This window comes from bacterium (genome assembly GCA_016702305.1).
Taxonomy (GTDB): Bacteria; Electryoneota; RPQS01; order RPQS01; family RPQS01; genus JABWCQ01.
This window is the reverse complement of sequence record JADJEH010000001.1, coordinates 339,934-352,728: the sequence shown is the minus strand read 5'-3', so window position 1 is coordinate 352,728 and position 12,795 is coordinate 339,934. Positions and strand designations below refer to the sequence as shown.

The 12,795-nt window shown below is 60.1% G+C and carries 12 protein-coding genes; 3 read left to right on the top strand and 9 right to left on the bottom strand.

Features of this window, described 5'->3' with window-relative positions; genetic code table 11:
* The 9 genes from recN to IPH10_01365 all read right to left on the bottom strand — a co-directional run bounded on the left by recN (window position 1) and on the right by IPH10_01365 (window position 10,494).
* On the bottom strand, window positions 1-1,701 hold the full coding sequence (gene recN, locus IPH10_01405; protein ID MBK6909584.1) for a DNA repair protein RecN: 1,701 nt from the start codon (window positions 1,699-1,701) through the stop codon (window positions 1-3).
* Between the two features lie 3 nt (window positions 1,702-1,704).
* Window positions 1,705-4,080, bottom strand: a complete 2,376-nt coding sequence (locus IPH10_01400; protein ID MBK6909583.1) for a hypothetical protein — start codon at window positions 4,078-4,080, stop codon at window positions 1,705-1,707.
* Window positions 4,081-4,112: 32 nt separating this feature from the next.
* Window positions 4,113-4,586 (bottom strand): 6,7-dimethyl-8-ribityllumazine synthase, encoded by a 474-nt coding sequence (locus tag IPH10_01395; protein ID MBK6909582.1) that lies wholly within the window; start codon window positions 4,584-4,586, stop codon window positions 4,113-4,115.
* On the bottom strand, window positions 4,583-5,506 hold the full coding sequence (ftsY, locus tag IPH10_01390; GenBank protein MBK6909581.1) for a signal recognition particle-docking protein FtsY: 924 nt from the start codon (window positions 5,504-5,506) through the stop codon (window positions 4,583-4,585). The genes IPH10_01395 and ftsY overlap by 4 nt, the downstream gene beginning before the upstream one ends.
* 6 nt (window positions 5,507-5,512) lie before the next feature.
* Window positions 5,513-6,376, bottom strand: coding sequence for an NAD(+)/NADH kinase (locus IPH10_01385; GenBank protein MBK6909580.1), 864 nt, complete (start codon window positions 6,374-6,376; stop codon window positions 5,513-5,515).
* Window positions 6,377-6,388: 12 nt separating this feature from the next.
* Window positions 6,389-6,643 (bottom strand): exodeoxyribonuclease VII small subunit, encoded by a 255-nt coding sequence (gene xseB / locus IPH10_01380; GenBank protein ID MBK6909579.1) that lies wholly within the window; start codon window positions 6,641-6,643, stop codon window positions 6,389-6,391.
* Window positions 6,633-7,880, bottom strand: a complete 1,248-nt coding sequence (xseA, locus tag IPH10_01375) for an exodeoxyribonuclease VII large subunit (protein MBK6909578.1) — start codon at window positions 7,878-7,880, stop codon at window positions 6,633-6,635. Before xseA ends, xseB begins: the two co-directional genes overlap by 11 nt.
* Window positions 7,881-8,172: 292 nt before the next feature.
* Window positions 8,173-8,463, bottom strand: a complete 291-nt coding sequence (locus IPH10_01370; GenBank protein MBK6909577.1) for an HU family DNA-binding protein — start codon at window positions 8,461-8,463, stop codon at window positions 8,173-8,175.
* A 90-nt stretch (window positions 8,464-8,553) separates the two neighbouring features.
* Window positions 8,554-10,494, bottom strand: a complete 1,941-nt coding sequence (locus IPH10_01365; GenBank protein MBK6909576.1) for a LysM peptidoglycan-binding domain-containing protein — start codon at window positions 10,492-10,494, stop codon at window positions 8,554-8,556.
* Window positions 10,495-10,806: 312 nt separating this feature from the next.
* Here IPH10_01365 and IPH10_01360 point away from each other — a divergent pair, with 312 nt between their 5' ends.
* From IPH10_01360 to IPH10_01350, 3 genes are read left to right on the top strand one after another with little or no spacing between them, the layout of a single operon-like run.
* Complete coding sequence (locus IPH10_01360) at window positions 10,807-11,514, top strand: YggS family pyridoxal phosphate-dependent enzyme (GenBank protein ID MBK6909575.1); 708 nt, start codon at window positions 10,807-10,809, stop codon at window positions 11,512-11,514.
* Window positions 11,511-12,002, top strand: coding sequence for a DivIVA domain-containing protein (locus IPH10_01355; GenBank protein MBK6909574.1), 492 nt, complete (start codon window positions 11,511-11,513; stop codon window positions 12,000-12,002). The genes IPH10_01360 and IPH10_01355 overlap by 4 nt, the downstream gene beginning before the upstream one ends.
* A complete protein-coding gene (locus IPH10_01350; protein ID MBK6909573.1) occupies window positions 11,974-12,795 on the top strand; it encodes a purine-nucleoside phosphorylase in 822 nt (273 codons plus the stop codon). The genes IPH10_01355 and IPH10_01350 overlap by 29 nt, the downstream gene beginning before the upstream one ends.

Here is a 12,795-nt window from a genome sequence, read left to right as displayed (position 1 = left end):
TTAGTCTGCCAGTTCAGTCGGGGATTTGTGGGAGTTGAGGAGTTCGCCGGCGGCGGCCAGTGCGCTGCCGGAGATTTCGGTCCCGGCGAGCAGCGCGGCGACGGCGGCCGCGCGTTCATCGGGTTTGAGCAGGCGCGCGCTGGTGAGCGTTTGCTTGCCGGAGGTGCTTTTGGAAACTTCAAGGTGGTGGTTTGCGCGGGCCGCGATCTGGGGCAGGTGCGTGACAACCATAAGCTGTTGCGCGCGACCCAAGCTGTCGAGCAAATTGGCGACCGCCGCGGCAACGCGGCCGGAAATGCCGAGATCAATTTCATCGTAGACGAGCAGCGGGTAGTGCATGCGTTCGGCGACGACACTCTTGATGGCGAGCGTGACGCGGGACGATTCACCGCCGGAGGCGACGTCAGTCAGCGGCGCGAGTTTCTGGCCAGCGGATGCCGCGAACAGAAAGTCCACGGAATCCGCGCCGCTGCGGGAGATATGCGCAGGGTCGGCGGGGTCGGCGGCGTCGAGTTTGATTTCGAAGCGCGGCTTGGCAAATCCCAGCGGCTCAAGCGCCTGCGCGACGGCCTTGCCGAATTTGGGTGCGGCGGATTTGCGCGCGGCGGTAAGCAAGTGCGCGGACTCGTGCAGAGCTTTGGCGGCGGAATCGAGGTCGCGGTCAAGCAGCGCGAGCTGCTGTTCGAGGCGTGCCAATTCCGCCAGCTCGGATTTCATGTTTTGCGCGCGTTCGAGAATCTGTTGCAGGTCAAGGCCGTGTTTGCGGCGCAGTTCCGAGATCGTGGCGGCGCGTTGCCGCAGCAATTCGAGTTCGGCGGTGTCCACTTCGACGTGTTCGGCGTAGCGGCTGACTTCAGCGCTCACATCACGCAACCGGGCGGCGAGCTCCGCGAGTTCGGATGCGATCGGTTGAAACTGATCGTCGTAACGTTTGATTTCGTCGGCGAGCTGCCGCGCTTGTCCGGTCAGCGCAACGGCACAAACGTCGTCCTGTTCCAAAATGCCCGCCATTTGCGTGGCGAGAGTAATGAGCTTCTCGGATTGCTCAAGACGTTTCAGGCGCGCGGTGATGTCAACATCTTCACCGGCGTGCAGGCCAAGCCGTTCGATTTCTTCCAATTGATAGGCCAGCAATGCCTGTTCCTTGCGGCGCTCCGTGACGACACGCAGCAGTTCATCGCGGTGTCTATGCAGATCAGCGCGGCGGCGAAAGTCGGCGGCAACGCGATCGCAGAGTTCAGCGTTGCCCGCGAAGGCATCGAGGAATTCAAGCTGACGCGCGGCACGAAAGAGCGAAAGGCTGTCGCGTTGACCGTGGAAGTCCATGAGCTGTTCGCCCACGGATTTGAGCAGCTCTACGGTTGCGGGGCGGTCCTGAATGTAGCCGCGCGCCCGGCCACCGCGGGTCAATTCGCGGCGCACGGCAAGAATCGTCGTGGGTTCGTCGTCAGCATCTTCGCCGAGCAGGGCCCGAACGGCCTCGGGCGATGCGAGTTGAAATTCCGCTTCGATGATCACGCGGTCGGCAGTTTCGCGGATCATGCTCTCGCTCAGGGAGTCGCCAAACAGGACGCGCAGCGCGCCGAGGATCATGCTTTTACCCGCGCCTGTTTCACCGGTGATGGCGGTGAAGCCGGGCAATAAGTCGAGAGTGATCTCTTTGACCAGCAGGAAGTCGCGAATGCTCAGGCGCGCGAGCATTGGCTACCGGCCCAGCACGGCAAGTTTACCGGTGGCGGAGTGGCCATCAGAAGTGGTGGCGACCAGCAGATAGACGCCGCCGGCGACGAGCTCGCCATCTTCATTGCGGCCGTCCCAGCCCGTGCTGATGGCAGTGCTCCACGCTAATTCGCGGACCAGTCGGCCCGTGAGTGTAAAGACGCGCAATTCATCAAAACGGCCCCCCAGCGCGTTCGCATCGAGATACATGTGCTGTGTACCGTCAGCGATGAACGGATTGGGATAGGGCCAGACTTCGTCGAGCGTACGTTCGCGCGTAACGTAGGGAGTTTCGAGTCGTGACAGACCATCAAGCGTGCCGATCCAAACTTCGCCGGTGCTGGGATTAGATGTTATCGAAGTTACATTTTCTGACGCGAGGTCCGACGCGAAGTCAATGCTGCTCGATGTTTGGAACACGTGAACCCAGGAGAAGCTCGGATCGAGCACGGCCACGCCTTCATCGGTTGCAAACCACTTGTTGTCCTGCGCGTCCACATGAATGTGATTAACGCGGCGACCGATGGGCAGATCAAACAGACAGATGAAGCGCAAGTTCGCGATGTCATCGGGCAGACTATCCTGCGGATTACCGCTGTGAGTCAAGCCACCTTGCGAATAGTACGCGCCGCCGGGTGTGCCGACCCAGAGGTATTTCTGTTTGTCCACGGCGAAGGACAGCACCTCGCGGTTGATGTCCTCGAAGCACGTCGTGGCGGCGTCTTGCAACTCGACGGGATCGTAGCTGGCCCATTGGTCATTAGATGTATCGGCCAGCGTTCCGGCCGGATCGCAGACGAAGGTGTGGTTTCCGTCGAAGCTCGCTCCGACGAAGATGCGGCCAAAGGGATCACCGAAGATCTCGTTGATTTCGTATGGGCGGGCGATTCCGGACTCGCTCTGCGTGCGGTAGTAGGCCCACGGCGTGGGATTGTTGCCCTGGCTGAGCCAATCATTGGTGACAACGGCTACAGTACGTGGAACGGTGGCCAGACGATTCGAGATGAGAATGTCCCCGGAGGGGAGCTTGCCGACCCGTGTGACGCAGAAGGATGGTGAGCCCGATATCCCGGAGAGCCGCGGGCCATCCTGATCAAAACCTGCGTCCTCGATGGAATTGTAGCGATAGAACTCGCCATTGTGATGGCGAATAACGCCGCCGCCATCGCTGCCGAACCAGACACCGCCGTAGTTATCGGCAACGGCGGAGCGCGGACCGGAATTCCAGAAGAGCCCGCCAAGCGTATCGCTGCGGGTGTAGGCAGTCCATTGCTCGTGCGAGAATTTGGAGACGCCGGTACGAGCACCTTGGCTGGCAACCCAGAGATCACCGATGGAGTCAAACGTCAGCGCGGTGACCGCGTTGCCCCCCACACCGCGCGGCGCGATGATCGGTGACAGATCGGCCCCGTCAAAGAAGCGCAGTCCGCCGGGCCGTTCGCTGCGATCTGCAACACCGATGGCGAGGATGTTTACGCCGTCGAGGGCGGTGACGGCGACCGCCGCCAGGCCCGGTTGACCGAGTCCCGTGGAGGTCCAGGCATTACCAGCGAAACGATAGAGCGTGTTCTCGCTAATGGCGTAGAACTGTCCATCAAAACCGACAAATTCGAGCACAGCCTCAGGTGCGCTAATCGGCGTACTGAAATTAGTGCCGTCAAAGGACGCGGTTTGAGACTCGGTGGCCAGCCAGAGCCGTTGCCCGTCGAGACCGAGCGCCTCAACGTTATTGGCCGGGAGTCCTTCGGTGAGCGTGTAGTTTTCCCAGACGGCGGGCGCGGAGAACTGCGCACTGGTCAGGGGCGCCCGGGCGAGTCCTGCGATGGTGGCGGCATAGAGAAAGCCGTCGTGGGCAACGAGATCGGCAACGGCAATGCTGGTCGGGAAACTCCCGAGCACGCGGACGCGCTCCAGAACACGGTAGTTATCTACGACGCCGTAGTAGGCGAAACGGTAGATTCCGTTGTTGGCCCCCAAAAACATTTCCTCCCCGACCCGCACGATCGAGGAGACTTCAAAGATCTCGTTTTGCAGGTCCGAGATGACCTTCGTTTGACCGGTCCGCGGATTGAGTCGCGTGATACGGCCATCGGGCGCGACGATCCAGATCCAACCCTGTTGATCTTCGCCCAGCCCCACGGTAGCGTTCATTGCCAGTCCACGGGTGTTGGTGTAGACATCAAACTCGCCGGTCGCCCGGTCAAATGAGACGAGGCCACCAGTGGTGCCGAGCCAGAGTCCGGCGTCGGTCACGAGCAGATTGCGGACGCTGGACGCGGATGTGTAGGTCGTCCAACGGAACGGGTTGGCAGAAGCGATAGTTGCGATAGTCAGCGCACAAAGCGCGACGAGCAGCGGCATGTTATGCCCTCACAATTGACCGAAGAAAAGGGTTAAGAGCCTGTGACTTGCTGCTGCTCCCATAGTTTCAAGGCAGACACGAGTTCAAGTGCCGCACGAGCGGCTTCCTGACCTTTGTTGCCAACTCGCCCGCCGGCGCGTTCAAACGCCTGTTCAACGGTGTTGGCCGTGATAACGCCGAAGGTAACGGGCTTTCCTGAGGATTCGCCGACGCGCGACAAGCCGTTGGCGCAGGCCTGACAAATGAAATCGAAGTGTGGTGTTTCACCGCGGACAACACAGCCCAACGCAATAACGGCGTCCACGTTCAAGCGCTTCACGACGCGGGCTGCGGCGGTGGCCAATTCGAACGCACCCGGGACGGTTACGATCTCGAACTGCGAATCGTCCAGGCCATGCGCGCGCAATTCACTGACTGCGCCATCGAGCAGATTGGCCGTGATCGTCTCGTGATATTGCGAGCGCAGAATGACCACTCGCAGGGGCATGTGCAGCGGCGCGGTCATGCAGTGGCTTCGGAGCGTTCGCCGAGCAGGCTTTCGGCAAATTTTTCGGCACTAAACGCTTCAAAGTCGTCGAGGGACTCACCAAAGCCCACGTAACAGATCGGCAGTTTCATCGTACGGGCGATGGCTAAGGCGACACCGCCTTTGGCGGTGCCGTCAATCTTCGTGAGGATCAGCCCCGTCACTCCGGCGGTCTTGGTGAATTCCTTGGCCTGATTCAGGCCATTTTGTCCGGTCGTGGCATCCAGAACGAGGAGTACCTCGTGGGGCGCGCCGGGCAGTCGCTTATTTAGCACGCGCGAGACTTTCTCCAGTTCCTGCATAAGATTGCTCTTGTTATGCAGGCGACCGGCGGTGTCCACGACGAGGCGCTGGATACCGCGGCTGCGGGCTGCTTGCAACGCATCCACCGCTACGGCGGCGCTGTCGCCGTTGGGTTCTCCCGCGACAACGGGGATGTTGCTGCGCTCGCCCCAGATCTTCAATTGATCAATGGCCGCTGCGCGGAACGTATCGGCTGCCACAAACATCACGGATTGACCTTGTGATGCAAGGTATTTCCCAAGTTTACCCACGCTGGTGGTTTTGCCGGTGCCATTCACTCCGACGATCAATATGACGTGCGGATCACCGGGCACAGGCGGCGTCCCTTCGGCCTCTTTCAGCAGAGCGACGATCTCTTGCCGCAGTAGCGCGTCGGCATCAGCCTCCGGCCCGGCTGCGCGTCCTGCCGCTTGCAAGCGTTCAATGAGATACTCGGTGGTTTCGAGGCCGACATCGGCCGAGAGCAGGATATCTTCGAGCTCCTGCAAGAGCGCCCGATCGAGCTTGCGGCCCGGGCGAAAGACGGCGGCCAACTTTTCGGTGATGGCTTCGCGAGTCTTGGTTAGCGCTTTCTTGAGTTTATCGAAAAGTCCCATGAGGCCTTAGAGGTTTTGCGAGCCGCCGGGTGCCGCTCCCCAGCGGAGTTTGTCGCGCAGGACGTGATAGAAGTCGCGGCGGTGCATATTGACCAGCAATGCGGCGAGGTCGGCTTTGCGCACGGTGACTTCCTGCTCGGCGGATAGCGAACAAATCATCTCACCATCGGCGGTCAGAACTGCCGGCCCTTGCGCACGGACCGCGATGCTCCGTTTGCTGGACACGGCGAGCGGACGCATGCTGAGAGTGTGCGGGCAGATGGGCGTGATAATCAGGGCCTGCAGCGTCGGTTCGAGAATCGGTCCGCCTGCGGACAGCGAATACGCGGTCGAGCCAGTAGGCGACGCGATGATGAGTCCGTCGGCTCGATAGGTTGACGCCGGGAGTGAATCAATGAACAGATCAAACGCGCTGGTGCGGGAAACTTCCGGTTGTCCGACGACGAAGTCGTTGAGGGCATGGAAGACTCGATCGTTTCCAGAGACGGAGGCCTGAATCATCATGCGTTCCTCGACGCGGTAGTCCGCGGCAAGCACGCGGTCGAGCATTGTTTTGAGTTCGGACGGCGTTACGTCGGTGAGGTAGCCAAGGCCGGGGCCAAGATTGACGCCGAGAATCGGTTTGCCGTGCGGTGCCACGGCTGCGGCAGTGCGTAAGAGTGTGCCGTCCCCTCCGAAGCTAAGTATGAGATCGGCCTGCTCGCCAATGCGATCATGGGCGACGACTTCCTGCGCCGACAGCGGGACGACGGGCAGGTTCTCAGCATCGTAGACAAACGGCACGCTGCGTGCGCGCAACAGCGCGGCAAAGGCCGCTACCTCTTTGGCGAAGCGCGGTTTGGTGGGGTTACCCATGATCCCGAGCAGCACGGCGCGTCTCCCCTACTCTTCTTCCGTAAGGGGATCAGCGGCGGCCGACTGATCCAACAGTTTTTTCAACGACGCCTCGGCGGCTTTGAGCTTGTGCTGGCAATAGACGGAGAGCTTTTGTCCTTCTTCGAAGGCCTGCACGGATTCTTCCAGCGAGATTTCACCGGCTTCGAGCTTTTCCACGAGCTCCTGCAAACGTTCGAGAGCCTCTTCGAAGCTCTTGGGATCAACGAATTCGGCTTTGGTGGCTTTGGGTTTAGCGGTCATCGAAGAGATCGGGGATGGCGGAGTTCTGGACGCGGGCCTTGAGTTCGCCTGCGGCGAGTTCAATCGTGAGCAGTTCACCGGGCCGGGTGTGCGCGGCGGAGCGCAGCGCAACTCCGTCGCTGTCGCGGACGATAGCGAAGCCGCGCTGCAGGACGCGCCGTGGTGAAACGGCGGTCAGGAGATCGTGCAACCGCGCGTGCTCGTCGGCGGCAGCGGATTGTGCGGCGAGGGCCGCTTCGTGCAAGCGATCATGCAAATCATCCACGCGCTGTGCGGCGGCCTGCGCCCATTGCAGCGGTTGCCGCAAGGCCCAATGCGCGGTCAGGGCGTGCAGTTGATGTTTCAGCAGCGACACGCGATCCACGGTCATGCGTGACAGGCGGCGTTCGAGCTGCACCAGTTGCCGCCGAATGTCCGCTCCGTCGGGGAGAATAATCTCCATGGCAGCGGACGGCGTTGGCGCGCGCAGATCGGCGACAAAGTCAGCGATCGTGAAGTCTATTTCGTGTCCAACTGCGGAGACGACGGGAACTTTGCTTTCGAAGATGGCGCGCGCGACGACTTCTTCGTTGAAGCACCAGAGGTCTTCGAGCGATCCGCCGCCGCGACCGACGACAACTATGTCCACGTCGCCGGAATTGGAGAACTCGCGGATGGCCTGAGCAATTTCTTCGGCAGCGCCTTTGCCCTGTACGCGCGCAGGTTTCAGCACGAGTTCGGTGAGCGGCCATCGCCGCGCCGCCACGGTCTGCATGTCGCGCAGGGCCGCGCCGGTGGGCGAGGTCACCAGGCCAATCCGGTGGGGATAGGCCGGCAGCGGGCGTTTACGGGCGCTGTCGAACAGACCTTCCTGTTCGAGCCGTCGTTTCAGCTCTTCAAAGGCGCGCTGGAGTTCCCCCTCGCCGGACAGTCTGAGCTCATAGACGATGAGCTGATACTTGCCTTGCGGTTCGTAGACCTCGAGTTGTCCGAAGGCCTGCACGAGCAGACCGTCTCGCGGCGTAAAGCGCAGCCCTTTTCCGTACATGCGCCACATGGCGCAGGACAGTTGTGCGGTCGCGTCTTTCAGCGTAAAGTAGTGGTGGCCGCTGGAGTGCGGCTTGTACCCGGACAGTTCGCCTTCGACCCACAGCGGCTCGAAGCGTTCGCGCAAGAGCCGTTTGATCTCACGCGTGAGTGCGGAGACCGTCAGGCTTTGGGCATCGGCATTAGGCTTGGCTGCGGGGTCGGAATTCACGGTGAGGGGTAATCCTACAAACACGGCGGGGCCTCACGAAGAAGGCCCGCACCCGTGATGATCCGGCGGTGGGAGTCACGCGCGAACGCGCGTGACCCTTAGCGCAGTTTCTTTTTATGGCGATTCTTGCGCAGTCTTTTTTTGCGCTTGTGCGTGGCCATTTTATGGCGCTTGCGCTTCTTACCACAGGGCAAGGGTGTCTCCGTTTCTGCCTCGGCGCAGGCCTTGGCGGGGTGAATGATGTATTAACAGTAACAGGAAAAAAACGCGGCGTGGACAGTACGAACGCGGCTCAGTCTTTGAGCATGCGGTCGCGGAACTCGTCGGCGGGAACGAACACGGCGGCGGTGCGGTCGGGGATTTGGACTTCGTGCAAACCATCAGGCGTGCGCACTTGACGGCCTTTGCGATGCACAGGTTTCCATACTCCAAAGCGGCGCAATTCGACGCGATCGCCGGTGGAGACGGCCTCCATAACAAGGGCCAAAAAGCCGTCAACGACGGCTTGTGTTTCGATGCGGGTGAGGCCGATGCCTTCGGCGAGTTTGTCAACAAGCTCCTGTTTGGTCACCGTGCGACCCACAGCAAGTCTCCATCATGAAGTGAACAATACGGGAACTATAGGGTCAGACGCAAACACCTGCCGCCGCGAGCGCGACGGTGTTGCTCGAAACTACTTACTAACGACTAAGCGCTGACCGGGGTAGATATTGGCGCGGCGCGACAGACGATTGAGCTTGAGCATGGTGTCAAGATCGAGGCCGTGGCGCTGGGCGATGCTCCAGGCGGTGTCGCCGCGCTGCACGGTGTAGTACTTCTTGGCGGCATCGGAAGTGCCGGTGGAGGCGATTTTTGATTTCGACTTGCTCTTGGCGGCCTGAGCCACTTGCATGACCTGCTGCTCACCCTTGACGGTGACGGTGAGCTTTTGGCCAGGCTGGATCTTGTTGGGATTGCTGATGCCGTTTTCACGGCAGATCTGATCTACCGACACACCCAAGCGGCCGGAAATGCTGCCGAGCGATTCGCCGCGGTGGACCGTGTAGGTGATGCGGTCGGTGACCGTCTCGGAGACGGCGGCGGACTCAGCACTCCGTTCAGCGGCGGTTTCTTTGACGGTCTTCGCCGGCGCCTGTTCAGCGTAGCGGACTTCGGTGACCGGAATAACTATTTCCTGACCGACGCGCAACGAACGCGCCTTGACGCGCTTGTTTTCAGGCATGCCGAGAATCGCATTGACGCTCGTGCCGTACTTGCTGGCGATCTTGTTCAGGGTATCGCCCTTGCGGACGCGGTGCACGCTGGTCGGCGCGATCACCGTCTTCGGCAGGTTGGCGAGTTCTTCTGAGAACGACTCGGACGCGGATCCCGGCAGGCGGACCAGCATCTCTTGACCGCGGTCGGGGATGACGCCTTTCAAGAACTCAGGATTCAGCTCCCGCACGGCCTGCGGATCATGTCCGGCCGCCCGGGCAATATCGTCAATCTTGTATCCGCCCGGCACAAAGATGCGCTCGCATTCGAAAGGACGTTCCGGCGGCAAGGGCGGGAAGCCGTAGCGAGTCGGATTTTCGCAGATGGTTCGGGCAGCCAGATAGGTTGGGACATAGCCCTTGGTCTGGCGCGGCAGGCGGTGCATTTCCCAATAGTCGGTGGTCTTGCAGCGCTTGATCTCTTTGGCAATTCGGCCTTCGCCGCAATTGTAGGCGGCCATGGCCAAATACCAGTCGCCGAACATTTCGTAAAGCGTGCGCAAGTAGGCACAGGCGGCGCGGGTGGCCATTTCAACATGACGGCGTTCGTCATAGGCACGATCCACATGCAAGCCGTAGTTGCGCGCGGTGCCGGGAATGAACTGCCAGAGGCCGGAGGCGTGTGCATATGAGTAGGCCTGCATATTGAGGCCGGACTCGATCATCGAAAGATAGAGCATCTCCTGCGGGATACCTTCTTCGCGCAGGATTGGGCGCATCCGCGGGAAGACCACAGCGGCGCGCTCCATCCAGCGGTTCATGACCTTATTGCCCTTGGTCTGGAAGAAGTGTATCTGGTTGCGGACCTTGCTGTTGATTTCCATCGGAACGGGCGGCAGCATCGGTTTGACGGACACGACTTCGGTCTCGGCAAACGGCTGCTCGACCGGCGCGGGTGCGACGACTTCAATCTCGTCGGGCGCGTCGTCCTCTTCGTCTTCTCCGTCGTGCTGGACCTCGCCGGCTTCAATGACGGCGGTCAGCCCCGACGATGCGGGCAGAGATTTCGTGTTGGAAACGAACAGGTCGTAGCTATCGAGGACGCGGCGGTTGAAACTGGCGACGCGGTGCATTTCGACGTCAATTGAAGCCAGATCCAAATCACCGAGCAATTCAAGCGATGTTTCGTAGTAGAAGGCGGCGTCTTCGGTCTGACCGCGTTGCTCGGCGCGCTGGGCGTACGCGTAGGCTTTGCGGGCGAGGCTCCACTGTTCGCGGTCCGTAAGCTGGTCAGGCTGGCTGATTCGCTCTTGGAATTCAGTGCGACCGGATTGGCTGGAGAGTTGTCGGCTGGCGGAGCAGCCCATCAACAGGTAAAGTGCGGCCAATACAGCCAGCAGAGCTAAGCGTCCACGCGTCATGCATTCATCCGTGTTAGAGGGTGTCGCAGTTGGGGTGGAAGCCGCAGCTCTTCCGAACCCGTCGAGTGAGGCTGGGCAGTGTCCGATCGCCATTCGGGACTGACCCAGTTTGAGCTATTGAATGTAATGAAGTTCAAGTGGAAAATCAACCCAAAGACTCACAAAAAAACGCGCCGATTTGTGGATAAGTTACCGTCTATCGGGAATTTCGGGAAGGTCGCCCGAGATGCTCCTCGACTGGGGCAGAGTTGCTTGCAGGTTCGGACTCAATCCCCTATATTTTAGGCTCGACCAAAACGCGAGCCTTTGGGAATGTCCTCTGACCATGTTGCAGCCTACGCCCGAGTTCTGGAGCGCATCGCCTCCGCCTGTTCGCGGTCGGGGCGGTCGGTCGAGGAGATTACCGTGGTGGGGGTCACAAAGGGCCACCCACAGGGAGTATTGAGCAAAGCGCGTGCCCTGAACCTTGGGGATTTGGGGGAAAATAAAGTTCAGGAAGCAATTGTAAAATATGGAAATGGCGAGTTAGTCTCCATAGCGAATGCGCGGCGGCTGCACCTTATTGGCCATTTGCAATCGAACAAGGTGAAAAAGGCGGTCGAACTGTTTGACTGCCTCGACACGGTAGATAGCGAAGACTTGGCGGAAACGGTGGCGCGGGCGGCGGGACAGGCGGGTCGGCGAGTTCGGGTGCTGCTTCAGGTCAATACCTCTCATGAGGCACAAAAGTCCGGAATTGACCCTCTTCGCGCCTCTTGGTTGGCGGAACGGGTGCTGAGACTTGAAAATATTGATTTTTTTGGACTTATGACCATTGGCCCGCTAACCGACGGTGAACGGGAGATTCGGCAGAGTTTTGCTGACCTGCGGGATTTGCGGGACCGGTTGGAGCGGGATTTTGGCGGCGCGCGCCTCCCGGTGCTCTCGATGGGGATGAGCGGTGATTTTGATTGGGCGATAGAAGAAGGCGCGACTGAGATTCGGTTAGGTACAATCCTCTGGGGAGCACGAACAGCGTGAGTCTGAATCCGGTCGAGATTTCGCGGCACGAGTTTACACGGTCGCTGCGCGGTTATAATGTGACGGAAGTGCGGGTGTTCCTCGAGACGGTGGCAGCGGAGCTTGGGCAACTGCAGGTGCGGCTGGCCGAGGCCGAAGAGGCGGTCCGCACGGCGGAGAAGCAGTTGTCCGCGTTTCGGGAACTGGAAAAGACGCTGCGCGACACCGTCGTGGCGACGCAACAGGGGATGACCGACGCCCGCGCCCAAGCCGAGCGGGAGCGTGAGACAATATTGGCCGAAGCCCGGGTTGAGGCCGAGAAGATTTTGCTGGACGGCCAGCGGCAGGTGAGCACGGCTCGCGAACAACTGCGCGAGTTGGTGCTTGAACGGGAGTCTTTCGTCAAGCGGCTGCGCTATTTACACGAGTCGCATGGCGAGATGTTGAAAATGATCGAGAACGAAAGCCCGAACGATAGACATGAGTCAGATTCTCAAGCAACTGGATGAAACGCTTGCCGCGTTGACGCCGAAGCTCAAGGCCAAGCCCGAAGTCGGGATTATTCTGGGCACGGGTCTGGGCGGACTGGCCCGGGAGATCAAGGTAGATGTGACGATTGAGTACGGTGACGTGCCGCACTTCGTGCAGTCCACGGTCGAGACGCACCACGGGAATTTGCATTTCGGTATGCTGGGCGGCAAGCAGGTGATGGCCATGCAGGGGCGCTTTCATTATTATGAAGGCTATACGATGCAGGAGATCACCTATCCGGTGCGCGTGATGAAGGCGCTCGGCTGTCGCGCGATGCTCGTGTCGAACGCGTGCGGCTGTATCAATCCGCTGTATCGTGCGGGCGATCTGATGATCATGGATGATCATATCAATATGTTGGGCGATAATCCGCTGATCGGGCCAAATGAAGACAAGCTCGGCCCGCGCTTTCCCGACATGAGCGAACCGTATTCGCGGCGGCTGATTGGAATCGCGGAACAGGCCGCCATGGAGATGGGCATTAAGGTGCAGCGCGGGACGTATGTTGCTGTGGCCGGCCCGAATCTGGAAACACGCGCGGAGTATCGGATGCTGCGCACGATGGGTGCGGATGTGGTAGGCATGAGCACGGTGCCGGAAGTGATAGTGGCTAATCACGGCGGCATGGAAGTCTTCGGCATGTCCATTATTACGGACGAAGGCTTTGCCGACTGTCTGAAGGTTGCTTCAATCGAGCACATCCTGAAAAACGCCGCCGAAGCCGAACCGAAGATGACCAAGATTATGACGGGGTTGATTGAGAGATTGTAA